The organism is Serratia sp. CY55921 (genome assembly GCF_052167655.1).
In the GTDB taxonomy this organism is placed as follows: Bacteria; Pseudomonadota; Gammaproteobacteria; order Enterobacterales; family Enterobacteriaceae; genus Serratia; species Serratia ureilytica.
Window position 1 is genome coordinate 236,326 of the sequence record NZ_JBJNMU010000005.1, and the last position, 17,921, is coordinate 254,246.

The window sequence follows — 17,921 nt, forward strand, 5'->3', positions numbered from 1 at the left end:
TCGTTGCGATAATAAATGGTTGATTATTTTATGTGCAGTTTTGCGGTCCTGCCTATAATTGGAATCGATTACCATTTTTAATGGTGATCTTATTTGCTGATATATATGCATTAATTCTACCAAACACACTGCCGGTAACGGCGCATAAGCCCCTTCCAGCAAGCTTAAGGTTCATTAACCGTGGCTTACGGGGAGGTTATGTCTATCTGTCTGATTGATATCAATCAGGTAATGAGTGGAATCGAACCAATGCAATCTACTAAAAAGGCAATTGAAATTACTGAATCCAACTTCGCGGCCGCCACAACCGGCTACGATGCTGTAGACGACCTGTTGCATTATCATGAGCGGGGCAACGGGATTCAGATTAATGGCAAGGATTCATTTTCTAACGAGCAAGCTGGGCTGTTTATTACCCGTGAGAACCAAACCTGGAACGGTTACAAGGTATTTGGCCAGCCGGTCAAATTAACCTTCTCCTTCCCGGACTATAAGTTCTCTTCCACCAACGTCGCCGGCGACACCGGGCTGAGCAAGTTCAGCGCGGAACAGCAGCAGCAGGCTAAGCTGTCGCTGCAGTCCTGGGCCGACGTCGCCAATATCACCTTTACCGAAGTGGCGGCCGGACAAAAGGCCAACATCACCTTCGGTAACTACAGCCAGGATCGTCCCGGCCACTATGATTACGGCACCCAGGCCTACGCCTTCCTGCCGAACACCATTTGGCAGGGGCAGGATCTGGGGGGCCAGACCTGGTACAACGTCAACCAGTCCAACGTGAAGCATCCGGCGACCGAAGACTACGGCCGCCAGACGTTTACCCATGAGATTGGCCATGCGCTGGGTCTGAGCCATCCGGGCGATTACAACGCCGGTGAAGGCAACCCGACCTATCGCGACGTCACTTATGCGGAAGACACCCGTCAGTTCAGCCTGATGAGCTACTGGAGCGAAACCAACACCGGTGGTGATAACGGCGGTCATTACGCCGCAGCTCCGCTGCTGGATGACATTGCCGCCATTCAACATCTGTATGGCGCCAACCTGTCGACCCGCACCGGCGACACCGTGTACGGTTTTAACTCCAACACCGGTCGTGACTTCCTCAGCACCACCAGCAATTCGCAGAAAGTGATCTTTGCGGCCTGGGATGCGGGCGGCAACGATACCTTCGACTTCTCCGGTTATACCGCTAACCAGCGCATCAACCTGAACGAGAAGTCGTTCTCCGACGTGGGCGGCCTGAAAGGCAACGTCTCGATCGCCGCCGGTGTGACCATCGAGAACGCCATTGGCGGTTCCGGCAACGACGTGATCGTCGGCAACGCGGCCAATAACGTGCTGAAAGGCGGCGCGGGTAACGACGTGCTGTTCGGCGGCGGCGGGGCGGATGAGCTGTGGGGCGGTGCCGGTAAAGACATCTTCGTGTTCTCTGCCGCCAGCGATTCCGCGCCGGGCGCTTCAGACTGGATCCGCGACTTCCAGAAAGGGATCGACAAGATTGATCTTTCGTTCTTCAACAAAGAAGCGCAAAGCAGCGATTTCATTCACTTCGTCGATCACTTCAGCGGCGCGGCCGGTGAAGCGCTGCTGAGCTACAACGCGTCCAACAACGTGACCGATTTGTCGGTGAACATCGGTGGTCATCAGGCGCCTGACTTCCTGGTGAAAATCGTCGGTCAGGTAGACGTCGCCACTGACTTTATCGTGTAACGCAGCAACGGAGCGCCCGGCGCAGTCTCGGCCGGGCGTGATGTGGGAGCCGGTATGAAAGGTACTTTAACGCGCGCCGCCCTGGCGGCGGGAGGCATGATGGTGACGAGTGCGGTGATGGCCGGCAGTCTGGCGCTGCCGACCGCGCAGTCGCTGGCGGGGCAATGGCAGGTAGCCGACAGCGAACGGCAATGCCAAATCGAGTTTCTGGCCAATGAGCAAAGCGAGACCAACGGCTACCAGCTGGTGGATCGGCAGCGTTGTCTGCAAAGCGTATTTGCGGCCGAGGTGGTGGGCTGGCGCCCGGCGCCGGACGGCATCGCCCTGCTGCAGGCGGATGGCAGCACGCTGGCGTTCTTCTCGCGCGACGGCGATCTGTACCGCAATCAGCTGGGTGCGGGTGATGCCCTGACGTTGAAAGCGCTGGCTTGATGAAGAAACGGGTTCGGCGCGCCGAACCCGCGGCAGGTCTCTACAGGTAGAGCGAACGCACGATCAGGAAGTGGCCGGAGAAGTAACAGAAAGCCACGATGGCGTCCGCCGCGCGGAAGGTGAAGCGGTAGCGGTTGAGCAGCCAAACCACGTTGGCCAGCAGCAGCAGCGAGGTGCCGGTCAGCAGCGAGAAGCCGAAATCGGTGCTGCGCAGGAAATATTGCTCGCCCGCCAGCCAGACCATCAGCAGCGTCATCGCCACATAGGTGACGATCGGCCAACGCATCTCTTCCAACCGGGTCCAAAGGGCGGCCAGCAGCAATGCGCCGATCGCCAGCAGCGCCAGCGGCAGCGGCCAGAACAGACTGAACGTCATCTGGCTAGCGAAACTCAGGGTGTACAGCAAGTGGGACAGGAAAAAGGCGCCGATGGCGTACAGCACCCGCTCGCGCGGCAACAGAAGCAGCGCATCGCCGATCAGCGTTGCCAGCAGGCCGAGTACGATCAGATAGCCCGCGGCGCTGAGCACCGGCGCCTGCCAGGCCAACAGCAACAGCAGCAGCAGCGTGACGGGTTTGAACACCCAACGCTGCCAGCGCGGCCCACGGTAAGAGGCGTCGACGAACAGCCAACCGGAAAAGAATACGGCAAGGAACGGCCAACTCATTTATGTCTTCCTTATGTAGGAGGGAGCCGCAACCACCGGCTCCAAACTGTCACCCATGTCACTTCTTCATTTCAGTGTAGGTAGCCTGCCGACGATCGACAATGCTTTCTTGAGAATGCTATGTTTACGCCGATTTGACCGTGAAGGAAATGGGAAACCGATGAGTAAGCCACCGTTATTTTTTGTCGCCGTCATTGCGTTGATCGCCGTGCTGGCCACGCAACGTTACTTCAAACAGCGCCAGCAGGAGGCGGAAAACGATCGCGCGCCGATGCGCAGTCTGCAGGTGACGGTGAGTGACAAGCGGAGCTTCCCGGTCGCCAAGACCCGTGCGCCGCAGCGCGAGCCGTTGGTCAACGAGCCGATGTATTACGAGGTGGTGTTCAGCCCTAACCAGGGTGGTGAAAACATTACGCTGCGGCTGAAGCAATGGCAGTACAACCCGATAGAAAAAGGCGCGCAGGGCACGTTAAACATGCAGGGCACGCGCTTCGTCTCGTTCACCGTTCAGCCGTAGCGGTCACTTTTTCTTGATGGGCGGCTGTTTCTTTTGCCAGGCCAGCAGCTCGAACACGCCAAAGATAAAGATCTTGGCCTCTTGCCAGTAGCTGATCGGCTGATCCTTCGGCTGGGTGGATTTCAACAGCACCAGCTGCAGGCCGTGCATCACCACCATAAAGAACAGCGCCACGTCGATGAAATACTTCAGCGGCTTGGGAAACGGATGGAACAGGTTAGAGAGCAGGAAGCCCCATACGCACAACATCAGCAGGCGGCCCAGATTAATCAGCATGGTCGGTTTTCTCTTGCGAACGAAGATAAAGGCGATAAGCCACCTGGCCGGCGACCTTCTCCCGGTGCAACTGCCAGCTGGCAGGCACGTCCGCCGCGGCGCTTTCCGCCTCGGCTTCTACATAGATCCAGGCCTCGTCGGCCAGCCAGCCCCGCTGCTCCAGCAGCAGGGCGGTCTCCGCCAGCAGGCCTTTGCGAAACGGCGGATCGAGGAACACCACGTCGAACGGTTGACCGTCGCCCGCCAGCCAGCTCAGCGCGTTGGTGTTGATAACCACCCCTTTGCCCTGCAGCAGCGCCAGATTTTTTTCCAGCTGCTGCGCCACCGGCCGCTCGAATTCCAACAGCGTGGCGCTGCCGGCATAGCGCGACAGCGCTTCCAGCCCTAATGCGCCGCTGCCGGCGAAGCAGTCCAGGCAGCGCGCGCCCTGAATCACCGGCGCCAGCCAGTTGAACAGGGTTTCGCGTACCCGATCGGTGGTGGGGCGCAGCCCCGGGCTGTTCGGCACCGGAAGCTTACGGCCGCGCCATTGGCCGCCGATGATGCGGATCTGTCCGGCTGCGGCCTGGGGCGGTTTTTTGGCCGCCGCCCGTGGCGAGAGTCTTGTCATAAGCGTTGTTTGATTTCTTTTGCGGCGCGGGGCCGCAGAGGTTAACGAAAAGTTGTCCCTATTCTACCGGTGACGGGCGTCGGGGGGAACGGTAAAACTTTGTTGTCTGATTTCACACCGGAAAGCATGCCGGATGCGTGTTGCTGCGCGAGGGAAAGTGATAGACTCGGCGGATTATTGTCAGCATATATCCTTCAGGTATGTAGGGTAAGCGAGCCTTCGGTACGGAGTAGAGTCATAACATGGCAAAAGATAAGAAACGTGGGTTTTTCTCCTGGCTGGGCTTTGGCCAGAAGGAAAAGGAAGAAGAGCAACAGCAACCTGAGCAGCCGGTAGAGCAGGCGGAAGCTCAGGCCGCGGAGACGCTGGCTGCACCGGCCGCCGCCAAGCTGGACGACAAGCTCCCCGCCCAGGAATCTGAACCTGCCGCCTCCGTCGACACCCCGGGAGAGTGGGATAACGGTCAGGCCGGCGAGCAAATCGCGGAAAATTTGCCGGCGGCGGCTGAACAGCCGGCGGCGCAAGCGCTGGCCGAAGAGATCGTCAGCGTCACCGAACAGGTGGCGGCGCAACAGCAACCGGTCGTTGAGCCTGAGCCGGTCGTTGAACCTGAGCCGGTCGTTGAGCCTGAGCCGGTGGTTGAACCCGTGCCGGTCGTCGAGCCTGAGCCGGTCGTTGAACCTGAGCCGGTCGTCGAGCCTGAGCCGGTCGTCGAGCCTGAGCCGGTCGTTGAGCCTGAGCCGGTCGTTGAGCCTGAGCCGGTCGTCGAGCCTGAGCCGGTGGTTGAACCCGAGCCGGTCGTCGAGCCTGAGCCGGTCGTTGAACCTGAGCCGGTCGTCGAGCCTGTGTCGGTCGTTGAACCTGAATCCGTGCTGGAAGTGGAAGAAGAACCGCTTGAGCCGGTGGTGCCGGCCGCGGCGCAAGAACAGGAAAGGCCGACCAAAGAAGGCTTCTTCGCCCGCCTGAAACGCAGCCTGCTGAAGACCAAACAAAACCTCGGCTCCGGCTTTATGGGGCTGTTCCGCGGTAAAAAGATCGACGACGATCTGTTCGACGAGCTGGAAGAACAGCTGCTGATCGCTGACGTCGGCGTGGATACCACGCGCAAAATCATCACCTCCCTGACCCAGCACGCCAGCCGCAAGCAGCTGAAAGACGCCGAAGCGCTGTACGGCAAGCTGAAGGAGGAAATGTCCGAAATTCTGGCCAAGGTCGATCAGCCGCTGGATGTCAGCGGGAAAACCCCGTATGTCATCTTGATGGTCGGGGTGAACGGCGTGGGTAAAACCACCACCATCGGCAAGCTGGCGCGTCAATTCCAGGCGGAAGGCAAGTCGGTGATGCTGGCGGCGGGGGATACCTTCCGCGCCGCCGCGGTGGAGCAGCTGCAGGTGTGGGGTGAACGCAACCGCATTCCGGTGGTGGCGCAGCATACCGGCGCGGATTCCGCTTCGGTGATCTTCGATGCAGTGCAGGCCGCCAAGGCGCGCGGCATCGATGTGTTGATCGCCGATACCGCCGGCCGTCTGCAGAACAAATCGCACCTGATGGAAGAGCTGAAGAAGATCGTCCGCGTCATGAAAAAACTGGACGACCAGGCCCCCCATGAGGTTATGCTGACGCTCGATGCCAGCACCGGCCAGAATGCGGTCAGTCAGGCGAAATTATTTAATGAGGCCGTGGGCTTAACCGGCATCACGCTGACTAAACTGGACGGTACCGCCAAGGGCGGGGTGATCTTCGCCATCGCCGATCAGTTCGGTATCCCGATCCGCTATATCGGCGTCGGGGAAGGCATCGAAGATTTGCGGCCGTTTAAGGCTGACGATTTTATTGAGGCACTTTTTGCCCGAGAGGATTAATACGGATGATTCGCTTTGAACAGGTCAGTAAAGCTTATCTGGGCGGACGGCAAGCGCTGCAGGGGGTTGATTTCCATCTGCGCCCGGCGGAGATGGCGTTTCTGACCGGCCATTCCGGCGCGGGGAAAAGTACCCTGCTGAAACTGATTTGCGGTATCGAACGGCCCAGCGCCGGCCACATCTGGTTTGGCGGTCACGACATCAGTCGCTTGAAAAACCGCGAGGTGCCGTTCCTGCGTCGGCAGATCGGCATGATCTTCCAGGATCACCACCTGCTGCTGGATCGCACGGTGTATGACAACGTGGCGATGCCGCTGATCATCGCCGGCGCCAGCACCGAAGATATCCGCCGCCGCGTTTCCGCCGCGCTGGACAAGGTCGGTTTGCTGGATAAAGCGAAAAACTTCCCGATTCAGCTGTCCGGCGGTGAGCAGCAGCGCGTGGGCATCGCCCGTGCGGTGGTGAACAAGCCGGCGGTGCTGCTGGCGGATGAACCGACCGGTAACCTGGATGATGCGCTGTCGGAAGGCATTCTGCGCCTGTTTGAAGAATTCAACCGCGTCGGCGTGACCGTACTGATGGCGACGCACGACACCGGGCTTATCGCCCGCCGCAATTACCGCATCCTGACGCTGAGCCAGGGCCGCATGCAAGGGGGCGCTCACCATGGCCAATAACGCAAAAACCGCCAAGAGCAAGGCGCTGCGCGGCGGCTGGCGCGAACAGTGGCGTTACGCCTGGATGAACGCCATCAAAGACATGCTGCGTCAGCCGTTGGCGACGCTGCTGACGGTGATGGTGATCGCCATTTCCCTGACGCTGCCGAGCGTGTGCTACATCGTGTGGAAAAACGTCAGCACCGCGGCCAGCCAGTGGTATCCAACGCCGCAGCTGACCGTTTATCTGGATAAATCGCTCGATGACGACGCCGCGCTGAAAGTGCTCGACGCCATCAAGGCGGAAGCCGGCGTGGAGAAGGTCAATTACCTGTCGCGTGAAGAAGCGCGCGGCGAGTTCCGCAACTGGTCGGGCTTTGGCGGCGCGCTGGACATGCTGGAAGAGAACCCGCTGCCGGCGGTGGCGATCGTCACGCCGAAGATGAGCTTCCAGAGTTCGGATACCCTCAACACCCTGCGCGATCGCGTAGCGGCGGTGCAGGGCGTGGAAGAAGTGCGTATGGATGATAGCTGGTTTGCCCGCCTGGCGGCGCTGACCGGGCTGGCGGGTCAGATCGCGGCGATCATCGGCGTGCTGATGATCGTGGCGGTGTTCCTGGTGATCGGCAACAGCGTGCGTCTGAGCATCTTCAGCCGCCGCGACACCATTAACGTGATGAAGCTGATCGGTGCCACCGACGGCTTTATTCTGCGGCCGTTCCTCAACGGCGGGGCGATGCTGGGTTTTGCCGGCGCGCTGCTGTCGCTGGTGTTGTCCGGCGCGCTGGTGTGGCAGCTGGAGTCGGTGGTCGCCGGGGTGGCCAAGGTATTCGGCACCACCTTCACCTTGCACGGGCTGGGCTGGGATGAGGCGCTGCTGTTGCTGATCATCTCCGCGATGATCGGCTGGATCGCCGCCTGGCTGGCGACGGTGCAACATTTACGCCGATTTACACCACAGTAAGATTTTTTTGGTATACTCTTCTCCTGCTGCTTTTGATCGCGTTGCGGGAGAAGAGTGACCTCAAGCGAAGTCAGCACCATCCCTCTCTTCTTAGCGCACAAATTCCCTATCGGCCTGCACCCTCGTCACGTATTGTCAGCAACAATGCTTGCAAAAAAGGGTGAACTTTTAGGGCGGAGTACGGTCAAAAATTGCAGCAAATGTTAAGGTGCCCGGCGTGTGGAACCGCTTTTGCTTCAGCAACTGCCGTAGAATCAATCATTTCCCCGCTGTAATAATCACCTGCATGATTTTGTATTCTCATAGAGAGGGTTTGAATGACCAAAGAAATGCAAACTTTAGCCTTAGTACCCCAAGGTAGCTTGGAAGCCTATATCCGGGCAGCCAACGCCTATCCGATGCTGACGGCAGAGGAAGAGCGGGAGCTGGCTGAACGGCTGCATTATCAGGGCGATCTGGATGCCGCTAAGCAGCTCATCCTGTCTCACCTGCGCTTTGTCGCTCATATTGCCCGCAACTATTCAGGCTATGGTCTGCCGCAGGCGGATCTGATTCAGGAAGGCAACATCGGCCTGATGAAAGCCGTTCGCCGCTTCAACCCGGAAGTCGGCGTGCGTCTGGTTTCCTTTGCGGTGCATTGGATTAAGGCGGAAATCCACGAGTACGTATTGCGCAACTGGCGCATCGTGAAAGTGGCGACCACCAAAGCGCAGCGCAAGCTGTTCTTTAACCTGCGCAAAACCAAACAGCGTTTGGGCTGGTTCAACCAGGACGAAGTGGAACTGGTGGCCCGTGAGCTGGGCGTCACCAGCAAAGACGTGCGCGAGATGGAATCGCGCATGGCGGCGCAGGACATGACGTTCGATCCGACTCCGGACGACGAGGCCCGCGATGGCCAGTCGATGGCGCCGGTGCTGTACCTGCAGGACAAGAGCTCGGACTTCGCCGAAGGCATCGAGGAAGATAACTGGGAAAGCAACGCCGCAGACAAACTGGCCTATGCGCTGGAAGGTCTGGACGAGCGCAGCCAGCATATCATCCGCGCCCGTTGGCTGGATGACGACAACAAATCGACGCTGCAGGAGCTGGCCGATCAGTACGGCGTTTCCGCCGAACGCGTTCGTCAGCTGGAAAAGAACGCCATGAAGAAACTGAAAATGGCGATCGAAGCCTGAGTCGATGCGAGATTCGATAAAAAAAGCCCGGCAAGCCGGGCTTTTTAGTGCCTGAAATTCGGCGTTATGGCGCCACGGCGGTGAAGTCCGGCGCCGGGCAGTCGTAGCCGAATTTCGCGGCCCACGGATAACGGGTGCCGGTGTTGATATAGCGCTGATAAAGCGCCCGGCCGGTTTTGGCATCACGCTTGATAACCCAGCTGGCGGCGTTACACAGTACGGCAGCATAGGCCTGGCTCTTCGGCGGCAGCAGATCGGCCGCCTGTTGCGCCAGCCCCACCGCCTGCCAGCGATAGTGCAGGAAACGGTTGTCTTCCGATGGCAACGCCGCCTTGGCGCGCGCCGCTTCTGCGCTGTCGATCCAGCTTTTATGCTTCAGCTCACGAGTATCGAACGCATCCCCCAGATAGGAATAGCCGGCGCCATAGATGGCGTAATCCGGCGTCATCTCATACCCGGTAAACTCCAGCCCCTGGGCGCGCAGCAGATTGGCGGCGCGATAGTAAGCCTGCGCGCGCATCAGCGGCGCAGCGGATTTGTCCTTGGCGGCCTTCAGCTCATCGGCATACTGCTGCGCCGCTTGCCGGTAGTTGGGGATATCGAAATAGGCCAGCGCCTCCGGCGCTCGCCCGGCGCGCATCAGCCGCCGCGCCAGCAGTTCGCGCAGCTGCACTTCCGGCGTGATCTGCTGGCCGCCGTAGTCGTCCGGGTTTACCGGCTTGAGCGGCGTCGCCGGCGCCGGGGCGTGCTTATCGACAAAGCCTTTCAACTCATCGACGGTCAGCACCCGTTCCGCCACGTCGGCCACGTCGGCCCAGTAGAGCGCTTTGCCGCGATACAGCAGGTCCATCGCCTGCAGATAGTCGCCTCGGTTCAGCGCCAGGATGGCCTGTTCGCCGGCCACCCGGCACTCGGGCACGATGGTTTCCGCGACGAAGTCGGCGTTGCGCTGTTCACCCCAGCTTTCGTCGGCGGGGAACGCACTTGCCGCCTTGGCGTAGGCGGCGGTGGCGGCTTTCACGTCACCGTCGCGCAGCGCCATTTTGGCGCGCAGCCACCACGCCAGGCCGCTGTCGCCGGCGTTTTTCAGCAGGCTGGCCGCCATCGGGTACTGCCCCGAACGGTAAGCCAGCGCCGCCAGCCGATCGCTGCCGGCGAAGCCGCTTTTCACTGAGCCGTCCAGCAGCGTCAGGATCTGGTTGATGATTTGCGCGGAGCGGCCGTTGCCGTCGGTATCCGCCATTTGCAGGTTGCCGCTGCGGGCGAACAGCTCAATGGTCACCAGCTGCTGGATCAACGGATCGCCGATAATCCGTTTCAGCGTGTCCAAATGGTCGGGGTTGACCAGGAAGCTGGAGACGTACTGCAGCGACTGCCCGCCGCTCGGATCGCCCTGCGCCGCCTGTTGCGCGTACAGATGGGCGGCGGGGGCGACGTCACCCAGCCACAGGTGGATGCGCGCCTGCTGCCCAAGGCTGCTCAACGCCAACTGATCGGGATCGGCGGCGCCGCTTTTCACCCGGTCGATCACCTGCTGGAATGCCGTCAGCGCCTGTTCAAGCGCGGCTTTTGGCGGGTGCTCGGCGGCGGGGGCCGCTTCACCGGATTCGTTCACCGGCGTCCCGTGGTCAGCCATCAGTACGCGGCCAAGCGAATACTGCGCCCGCAGTCCCCAGTCGCCCTGCTCGGCGGCCGGTAGCTTCAGCACCTGCTGGAAATAGTCTGCGGCGCGCGGATCGTGGCTGGCGAAAGCCACGGCGCCCAGTTGATAGAGACGCGCGGCGTTGGACAACCCCTGCGTATTGACGGCGTCAGCCTCTTCCACCGTTTTGGCGGCGCGCATTTTGCCTATCGCTATCGTTTCCGGCGATTGCGGCATCGGTTTCGGCGGCATCGGCGGCGGCGGGGCTTGCCAGTGCGGCAACTGTTTATCCGTCGGCACCAGCCGGCCGGCTTCGAAGGCGAAATTGCCCTCCGGCATATACAGCAGGGTGCCGTTGCGATCGATCAGCAGCCGGTTAGGAAAATCCGGGCCGCAGGCATAGCCGCCCAGCGGCAGTGCGGCGCCGATCAGCATGGCCAGCGGAAGAAGGCGGCGGGTGTTCCGTGCCGCGCGCGAATCAAGGTGTGACAAGGGTGCCTCCTGGCGTCAGTTGTTGGCAGCGCAGCCAGCCCAGTGGCCGGGATTGCCCGGCGCGCAGCTGGTCGCTGCTGATGCGAATAAAGCGTTGCCGTTGCGGTGCGGATTCCAGCCGGTAGTTGCCGACCGCGTCCGCCGCCAGGCAGTCGTCGGCGCGGATGACCACCTCTTGCGGCAGCGGGGCGTCCACCGGCCCGTTGTTATGAATTATCAGATCATACAGCCCGTTTTGCTGCGGCTGAGGCCTAAATTTTACCTGCCAGTCTACATTCAGCGGCCGCCGTTCGATCACCGCTCGTAGCGTGGCGAGCGACCAGGCGCGCCGATCGTCCGCCAGCGGCAGTCGGAACCAAATCACGCCGCGCAGCCGGGGCGGCGTTTGCTGCGCCAGCGTTTGCAGAAAATCGGCGATCTGCTGCGGCGCGACCGTCAGTTCTCGGCCGTTGCCGGCCACGCGCAGTGAGGATTCGCTCTCCACCTGCGCGCCCTGCGCATCAAACCCCAACAGCGCCATGCCATAGGCCGGCAGCGCGACGCGAAACGGTTTCGGTGTGACGGCGGCGTACTGCCGCACCCAGCGCAGCGCCAGCGGGCCGTCAAACAGCCCCTGCTGCGGTGAGAGCACCGCATGCACTTGCAGAACGGAACTGTCGGCCTGTTGCAGTACGCCGGGCAAGTTGGGCGAGCCGATCCAGGCCGGCAGGGCGGTGATGCCGAGTTGCAAAGCGGCGGGCAGCCGTTGGCGCAGCCGCTGCAGAAAACGTTGGTAATCCGGCAGGCGAGCCGTGGCGGCGTCATGATCGATCTCGACGCCGGTGACGGGCAGCCCGGCCGCCTGCCAGCGCTCGGTGATCGCCAGCAGACGCTGGATAATGGCTTCTTGGTCCAGCTGCGGCAGCTGGCCGTCGAGGCGCGCTACCAGCCAGAGCGGGCGGCCGTCCCGCTTCAGCAGGCTGAGATCGGCCGGGATTTCCCGCCAGCCCTCGCGTGGATGCACCTGCAGCGCCAACACCCGCAGCCCGGCGAACAGATCGCGGCTGCGCGCCAGCGCATCGGCGTGTTGCGGCGTCCAAACCCGCTGCCAAACGTAAACCTGCTGATCCCCGCCTGAGGCCTGGCGCAGCGCCTGCTGACGCCCGGCGAACCAGGCCGCCAACCCCAGCGCAATCAAGACCAGCGCCGCCAGCCGGCGTTTCATTTTTGCCAGAGATCGCCCTGCGGCGCGAAGCCGCAGGCGCGCATGAAGTTATCGACTTCCCCACGTTCGCGCGGCGCCAGACCGGCGGTCGACAGCTGCCAATGGGCGACCTGCGGCAGCTGACGCTGTGCATCTTGCACCAGGTAAAGACCGACGCCGCGGCGGCGCGTCACTTCGCGTACCAGCAGATCCAGCAGTTCGGCGCGGTCGTCCTGCAGCGCAATTTTCACCGCGCCCAGCAGACGCTCGTTGAAGCGGGCAGCGAACAGCGCCTTGCCGCCGCTCAGCCAGCTCTGCCACTGTTCCGGCTGCTGGTGCGGCCAAATTTTACCGAGGTCGATAAGGTCTTGCGGGGACAGCGCGGTCAGGCGCTCGATGGTCAGTTTCATGCAGAATTTCCGCGCAGCTAAATGATGCCGACAGTGTAATAGATCTTGTGCAGAGCGTTGTGTAAGTTTTTCTGTACGATTACTGTGCAATATGTTTTTTGCACGGGGCATTTTCCGAGTAAATAGTTAGTAAACGGATTGTTAACCAGCACAACGCGCTACGCCTCAAGGTAAACAGCGCAGATTTAATTCGAATTTTATCCTGTTTACACCGCTTGTTTCTGTCGGATGAAGTTGATTTGCAGCAGAAAATTCCTGTTTAATGGTATGAAAAATAAAGTCTTATTAGAAAATAATGCCAACAAAACGCCTAAATCATTATTACTTATAACAAAAGCGGTCAATAACGATCGGGCGCAGGCAAACACAACAGGTACGTTCACAACGACAGATGGGGATTTGCGGATGAAATTAACAACAGGTAAGGCACTGCTGGCGGGTTGTATTGCGATGGCCATGAGCCAGGCGGCCATGGCGAAAGACATCAAGGTGGCGATCGTCGGGGCAATGTCCGGCCCGGTCGCGCAGTATGGCGACATGGAATTTACCGGCGCGCGCCAGGCGATTGCCGACATTAACGCCAAGGGCGGCATCAAGGGCGACAAGCTGGTCGGCGTGGAATACGACGACGCCTGCGACCCGAAACAGGCGGTTGCGGTCGCCAACAAGGTGATCAACGACGGCATTCGCTACGTGATCGGCCACCTGTGCTCCTCATCCACCCAGCCGGCGTCCGATATCTATGAAGATGAAGGCGTGATCATGATTACCCCGGCGGCCACCAACGCCGATCTGACCACCCGCGGCTACAAGATGATCCTGCGCACCACCGGTCTGGATTCGGATCAGGGCCCGACCGCCGCCAAATACATTCTCAGCGACATCAAGCCGAAGCGCATCGCCGTGGTGCACGACAAGCAGCAATACGGCGAAGGCCTGGCGCGCTCGGTGCGCGACAGCCTGAAAAAACAGGGCACCGAAGTGGCGATGTTCGAAGGCATCACCGCCGGCGACAAAGACTTCTCCACCCTGGTGGCGCGCCTGAAGAAAGAGAATATCGACTTCGTGTACTTCGGCGGTTACTACCCGGAAATGGGCCAGATCCTGCGTCAGGCCAAGCAGGCCGGGTTGACTACCCGCTTCATGGGGCCGGAAGGCGTGGGCAACTCCTCACTGTCCAACATCGCCGGCGCCGCTTCGGAAGGCATGCTGGTGACGCTGCCGAAACGCTACGATCAGGTGCCTGCCAACCAGCCGATCGTCGATGCGTTGAAAGCCAAGAAGCTGGATCCGACCGGCCCGTTCGTCTGGACCACCTATGCCGCGCTGCAGTCGCTGACCACCGGCATGGAGCGCAGCGGCAGTCAGGAACCGGCGGACATCGTCAAGGATCTGAAAACCGGTAAGCCGGTGGAAACCGTGATGGGGCCGCTGACCTGGGATGACAAGGGCGATCTGAAAGGCTTCGAGTTCGGCGTGTTCGAATGGCATGCCAACGGCACGTCCACACCGATCAAATAAGCCATAATGATTAGGGTGGGGCGCAGTTTGCTGCGCCCAGCGGGTCGGCTTGTCGGCCCCGTCTCCCTTTACCCGCCGGTTCTCCGCCGGCGGGTTTCGCAGCCAAGGGTTCAGAGTATGTCAGAGCAGCTCCTCTATTTTCTGCAGCAGATGTTCAACGGCTTAACGTTGGGCAGCACCTATGCATTGATCGCCATCGGTTACACCATGGTTTACGGCATCATCGGCATGATCAACTTCGCCCACGGCGAGGTGTACATGATCGGCAGCTATGTCTCCTTTATCGTTATCGCCGCCCTGATGATGCTCGGTATCGACGTCGGCTGGTTGCTGATCGGCGCCGCGTTCCTGGTCTCGATCGTCATCGCCAGCGCCTACGGCTGGAGCATCGAGCGGGTGGCCTACAAGCCGGTGCGCAACTCCAAGCGCCTGATTGCGCTGATCTCGGCCATCGGCATGTCGATATTCCTGCAAAACTACGTCAGCCTGACGCAGGGCTCACGCGATCTGGCGCTGCCCAGCCTGGTGACCGGCCAGTGGGTGCTGGGGGAAAGCAACGGCTTCGCCGCCACCATCAGCACCATGCAGCTGATCATCTGGCTCGTGACCTTCCTGGCGATGCTGGCGCTGACGCTGTTTATCCGTTATTCGCGCATGGGCCGCGCCTGTCGCGCCTGTGCGGAAGACCTGAAGATGGCCAGCCTGCTGGGCATCAACACCGACCGGGTGATCTCGCTGACCTTCGTCATCGGGGCGGTGATGGCGGCGGTGGCCGGGGTATTGCTCGGCCAGTTCTACGGCGTCATCAACCCTTACATCGGCTTTATGGCCGGTATGAAAGCCTTCACCGCCGCGGTTCTGGGCGGTATCGGCAGCATTCCCGGCGCGATGATCGGCGGCCTGGTGCTGGGCGTGGCGGAAGCGCTGACCTCCGCCTACCTCAGCACTGAATATAAAGACGTGGTGTCGTTCGCGTTGCTGATCGTGGTGCTGCTGATCATGCCGACCGGCATCCTCGGGCGTCCGGAGGTTGAGAAAGTATGAAACTCAATCTGCTCAATGCGCTGATCGCCACGGCGGTGCTGTTCGTGATGGCGTCATTCCTGATGGGCATGCAGCTTAGCCTGGACGGCACCAAGCTGGTGGTGCACGGCGCGGCGGAAGTGCGCTGGATGTGGATCGGCATCGGCTGCGTCATCGTCTTTTTCTTCCAGCTGTTGCGCCCGCTGCTGCAGCAAGGATTGAAAAAAGTCTCCGGCCCGGCGTTCGTGCTGCCGAGCTTCGACGGCACCACGCCGCGGCAAAAGCTGCTGGCGGCTCTGCTGCTCGTCGCGGCGGTCGCCTGGCCGTTCCTGGTGTCGCGCGGCACGGTGGATATCGCCACCCTGACGCTGATCTACGTGATGCTGGGCCTCGGCCTCAACGTGGTGGTGGGCCTGTCCGGTCTGCTGGTGCTCGGCTACGGCGGTTTCTACGCCATCGGCGCCTACACCTATGCGCTGCTGAATCATTATTACGGCCTCGGCTTCTGGGAGAGCCTGCCGCTGGCGGGCATCGTCACCGCCGCCTTCGGCTTCCTGCTCGGTTTCCCGGTGCTGCGGCTGCGCGGCGACTATCTGGCGATCGTGACGCTCGGCTTCGGTGAGATCGTGCGCATCCTGCTGCTGAACAATACCGAAATCACCGGCGGGCCGAACGGCATCAGCCAGATCCCGAAACCGACCTTCTTCGGCCTGGAGTTTAACCGCAGCGTGCGCGACGGCGGCTGGGATACCTTCCATAACGTCTTCGGCCTGAAATACGATCCGAGCGATCGCATCGTATTTCTGTACCTGGTGGCGCTGCTGCTGGTGGTGCTGACGCTGTTCGTCATCAACCGCCTGCTGCGCATGCCGCTCGGGCGCGCCTGGGAAGCGCTGCGCGAAGACGAGATCGCCTGCCGCTCGCTGGGCCTCAGCCCGACGCGCATCAAGCTGACCGCCTTTACCATCAGCGCCGCGTTCGCCGGGTTTGCCGGCACGCTGTTCGCCGCGCGCCAGGGGTTCGTCAGCCCGGAATCCTTCACCTTCGTCGAATCGGCCTTCGTACTGGCGATCGTCGTGCTGGGGGGCATGGGCTCGCAGTTCGCGGTCATTCTGGCGGCGATCCTGCTGGTGGTGTCGCGCGAGCTGATGCGCGATCTGAATGAATATAGCATGCTGCTGCTGGGGGCGCTGATGGTGCTGATGATGATTTGGCGGCCGCAGGGGCTGTTGCCGATGAAACGGCCGCAGCTGAAGCTGCAGGCGGCGGACATTCACGCGGGCAAGGGGGAACAGGCATGAGCGTTCAACCTTTACTGCAGGTGGAAGGCCTGTCAATGCGTTTTGGCGGGCTGCTGGCGGTCAACAATGTCGCGTTGACGCTCAATGAAGGCGAAATCGTGTCGCTGATCGGCCCCAACGGCGCCGGTAAAACCACGGTGTTTAACTGCCTGACCGGTTTCTACCGCCCGAGCGGCGGCACCATCAAATTGCGCGATCGCCATCTGGAAGGGCTGGCGGGGCAGGCCATCGCCCGTATGGGCGTAGTGCGCACCTTCCAGCATGTGCGGCTGTTCCGTGAAATGACGGTGATTGAGAACCTGTTGGTGGCGCAGCATCAGCACCTGAAAAGCGGCGTGTTCGCCGGGCTGCTGAAAACCCCGGCCTTCCGCCGCGCCGAAGCCGAGGCGCTGGCGCGCGCGGCGGAGTGGCTGGAGCGCGTCGGCCTGCTATCGATGGCCAACCGTTCGGCGGGCAACCTGGCCTACGGGCAGCAGCGTCGGCTGGAGATCGCCCGCTGCATGGTGACCCGGCCGGAGCTGCTGATGCTGGACGAACCGGCCGCCGGTCTGAACCCGAAAGAGACCGACGAGCTGGATCATCTGATCGTCGAGCTGCGCGATCGGCATAAGGTCTCGGTGTTGCTGATCGAGCACGACATGAAGCTGGTGATGGGCATCTCCGATCGCATTTACGTGGTGAATCAGGGCACGCCGCTGGCGCAGGGCACACCGGCGGAGATCCGCAACAACCCGGACGTGATCCGGGCTTATTTGGGCGAATAATAATATGTTGTCATTCAATCAGGTATCCGCCCATTACGGCAAAATTCAGGCGCTGCATCAGGTCAGTCTCACGATTAGTCAGGGCGAAATCGTGACGTTAATCGGCGCCAACGGCGCCGGTAAAACCACGCTGCTCGGCACCCTGTGCGGCGAACCGCGCGCCAGCGAAGGCAGCATCGTCTTCCAGGGGCAGGACATCACCCAGTGGCAAACCTCGCGCATCATGCGCGAAGCGGTGGCGATCGTGCCGGAAGGGCGGCGCGTCTTCTCGCGCATGACGGTGGAAGAAAATCTGGCGATGGGCGGCTTCTTCGCCGATCGTCACCAATATCAGCAGCGCATCGAACGGGTGTTCACGCTGTTCCCGCGCCTGCTGGAGCGCCGAAGCCAGCGTGCCGGCACCATGTCCGGCGGCGAACAGCAGATGTTGGCCATCGGCCGCGCGCTGATGAGCCAGCCGAAGCTGCTGCTGCTCGACGAACCTTCGCTTGGGCTGGCGCCCATCATCATCCAGCAGATTTTCGACATCATTCAGCAGCTGCGGGAAGAGGGCATGACCATCTTCCTGGTGGAGCAAAACGCCAATCAGGCGCTGAAATTGGCGGACCGCGGTTATGTGCTGGAAAACGGCCGCGTGGTGTTGGAAGATACGGGGGCTGCATTGTTAGCCAACGAAGCAGTGAGGTCGGCGTATCTGGGCGGTTAATCCGCCC

The 17,921-nt window shown here is 61.0% G+C and carries 18 protein-coding genes; 12 read left to right on the forward strand and 6 right to left on the reverse strand.

Going from position 1 to position 17,921, the window contains the following annotated elements; translation table 11 throughout:
• Positions 1–249 precede the first annotated feature (249 nt).
• Together ACJ8M3_RS20550 and ACJ8M3_RS20555 are read left to right on the forward strand one after the other, a co-directional pair.
• The gene (locus ACJ8M3_RS20550; protein WP_033644999.1) at positions 250–1,713 is read left to right on the forward strand and encodes a serralysin family metalloprotease; all 1,464 of its coding nucleotides are present in this window, start codon (positions 250–252) and stop codon (positions 1,711–1,713) included.
• A 54-nt stretch (positions 1,714–1,767) separates the two neighbouring features.
• On the forward strand, positions 1,768–2,145 hold the full coding sequence (locus ACJ8M3_RS20555) for an AprI/Inh family metalloprotease inhibitor (RefSeq protein WP_025304893.1): 378 nt from the start codon (positions 1,768–1,770) through the stop codon (positions 2,143–2,145).
• A 40-nt stretch (positions 2,146–2,185) separates the two neighbouring features.
• Here ACJ8M3_RS20555 and ACJ8M3_RS20560 read toward each other — a convergent pair whose 3' ends face one another.
• Positions 2,186–2,812, reverse strand: coding sequence for a lysoplasmalogenase (locus ACJ8M3_RS20560; protein WP_033644998.1), 627 nt, complete (start codon positions 2,810–2,812; stop codon positions 2,186–2,188).
• Between the two features lie 160 nt (positions 2,813–2,972).
• Here ACJ8M3_RS20560 and ACJ8M3_RS20565 point away from each other — a divergent pair, with 160 nt between their 5' ends.
• Positions 2,973–3,329 carry a DUF2500 domain-containing protein gene (locus tag ACJ8M3_RS20565; protein ID WP_033644996.1) on the forward strand — a complete coding sequence of 119 codons (357 nt, stop codon included), beginning with the start codon at positions 2,973–2,975 and terminating at the stop codon, positions 3,327–3,329.
• A gap of 3 nt (positions 3,330–3,332) precedes the next feature.
• On the opposite strand, the gene ACJ8M3_RS20570 is transcribed toward ACJ8M3_RS20565, so the two are convergent.
• Together ACJ8M3_RS20570 and rsmD are read right to left on the reverse strand one after the other, a co-directional pair.
• Entirely contained in the window at positions 3,333–3,605 is a 273-nt protein-coding gene (locus tag ACJ8M3_RS20570) for a DUF1145 family protein (RefSeq protein WP_004934327.1), read from the reverse strand.
• The gene (gene rsmD / locus ACJ8M3_RS20575) at positions 3,595–4,215 is read right to left on the reverse strand and encodes a 16S rRNA (guanine(966)-N(2))-methyltransferase (protein ID WP_033644994.1); all 621 of its coding nucleotides are present in this window, start codon (positions 4,213–4,215) and stop codon (positions 3,595–3,597) included. Before rsmD ends, ACJ8M3_RS20570 begins: the two co-directional genes overlap by 11 nt.
• A 242-nt stretch (positions 4,216–4,457) precedes the next feature.
• Between rsmD and ftsY the strand changes: the two genes are divergently transcribed.
• From ftsY to rpoH, 4 genes are all read left to right on the forward strand, one after another.
• Positions 4,458–6,077, forward strand: coding sequence for a signal recognition particle-docking protein FtsY (gene ftsY, locus ACJ8M3_RS20580; protein WP_442514723.1), 1,620 nt, complete (start codon positions 4,458–4,460; stop codon positions 6,075–6,077).
• A 5-nt stretch (positions 6,078–6,082) separates the two neighbouring features.
• Entirely contained in the window at positions 6,083–6,754 is a 672-nt protein-coding gene (ftsE, locus tag ACJ8M3_RS20585; protein WP_004934337.1) for a cell division ATP-binding protein FtsE, read from the forward strand.
• Positions 6,744–7,697 (forward strand): permease-like cell division protein FtsX, encoded by a 954-nt coding sequence (gene ftsX / locus ACJ8M3_RS20590; protein ID WP_033636680.1) that lies wholly within the window; start codon positions 6,744–6,746, stop codon positions 7,695–7,697. The genes ftsE and ftsX overlap by 11 nt, the downstream gene beginning before the upstream one ends.
• Before the next feature lie 317 nt (positions 7,698–8,014).
• Entirely contained in the window at positions 8,015–8,872 is an 858-nt protein-coding gene (rpoH, locus tag ACJ8M3_RS20595; RefSeq protein WP_004934345.1) for an RNA polymerase sigma factor RpoH, read from the forward strand.
• Positions 8,873–8,936: 64 nt separating this feature from the next.
• Here the strand turns inward: rpoH and ACJ8M3_RS20600 are convergent, their stop codons facing one another.
• From ACJ8M3_RS20600 to panM, 3 genes are read right to left on the reverse strand one after another with little or no spacing between them, the layout of a single operon-like run.
• Positions 8,937–10,949, reverse strand: a complete 2,013-nt coding sequence (locus ACJ8M3_RS20600; protein ID WP_407028794.1) for a hypothetical protein — start codon at positions 10,947–10,949, stop codon at positions 8,937–8,939.
• Positions 10,950–10,992: 43 nt separating this feature from the next.
• Positions 10,993–12,210 carry a DUF3142 domain-containing protein gene (locus ACJ8M3_RS20605; protein WP_442514724.1) on the reverse strand — a complete coding sequence of 406 codons (1,218 nt, stop codon included), beginning with the start codon at positions 12,208–12,210 and terminating at the stop codon, positions 10,993–10,995.
• A complete protein-coding gene (panM, locus tag ACJ8M3_RS20610; RefSeq protein WP_033644987.1) occupies positions 12,207–12,599 on the reverse strand; it encodes an aspartate 1-decarboxylase autocleavage activator PanM in 393 nt (130 codons plus the stop codon). Before panM ends, ACJ8M3_RS20605 begins: the two co-directional genes overlap by 4 nt.
• Positions 12,600–13,004: 405 nt before the next feature.
• Between panM and ACJ8M3_RS20615 the strand changes: the two genes are divergently transcribed.
• The 5 genes from ACJ8M3_RS20615 to livF all read left to right on the forward strand — a co-directional run bounded on the left by ACJ8M3_RS20615 (position 13,005) and on the right by livF (position 17,914).
• The gene (locus ACJ8M3_RS20615; RefSeq protein WP_025304902.1) at positions 13,005–14,120 is read left to right on the forward strand and encodes a branched-chain amino acid ABC transporter substrate-binding protein; all 1,116 of its coding nucleotides are present in this window, start codon (positions 13,005–13,007) and stop codon (positions 14,118–14,120) included.
• A gap of 117 nt (positions 14,121–14,237) precedes the next feature.
• On the forward strand, positions 14,238–15,164 hold the full coding sequence (gene livH / locus ACJ8M3_RS20620; protein WP_038874154.1) for a high-affinity branched-chain amino acid ABC transporter permease LivH: 927 nt from the start codon (positions 14,238–14,240) through the stop codon (positions 15,162–15,164).
• Complete coding sequence (locus ACJ8M3_RS20625) at positions 15,161–16,444, forward strand: high-affinity branched-chain amino acid ABC transporter permease LivM (RefSeq protein WP_042783462.1); 1,284 nt, start codon at positions 15,161–15,163, stop codon at positions 16,442–16,444. The genes livH and ACJ8M3_RS20625 overlap by 4 nt, the downstream gene beginning before the upstream one ends.
• Complete coding sequence (gene livG / locus ACJ8M3_RS20630) at positions 16,441–17,208, forward strand: high-affinity branched-chain amino acid ABC transporter ATP-binding protein LivG (protein WP_004934389.1); 768 nt, start codon at positions 16,441–16,443, stop codon at positions 17,206–17,208. The genes ACJ8M3_RS20625 and livG overlap by 4 nt, the downstream gene beginning before the upstream one ends.
• 4 nt (positions 17,209–17,212) lie before the next feature.
• Positions 17,213–17,914 carry a high-affinity branched-chain amino acid ABC transporter ATP-binding protein LivF gene (livF, locus tag ACJ8M3_RS20635; RefSeq protein ID WP_015376292.1) on the forward strand — a complete coding sequence of 234 codons (702 nt, stop codon included), beginning with the start codon at positions 17,213–17,215 and terminating at the stop codon, positions 17,912–17,914.
• Positions 17,915–17,921 lie beyond the last annotated feature (7 nt).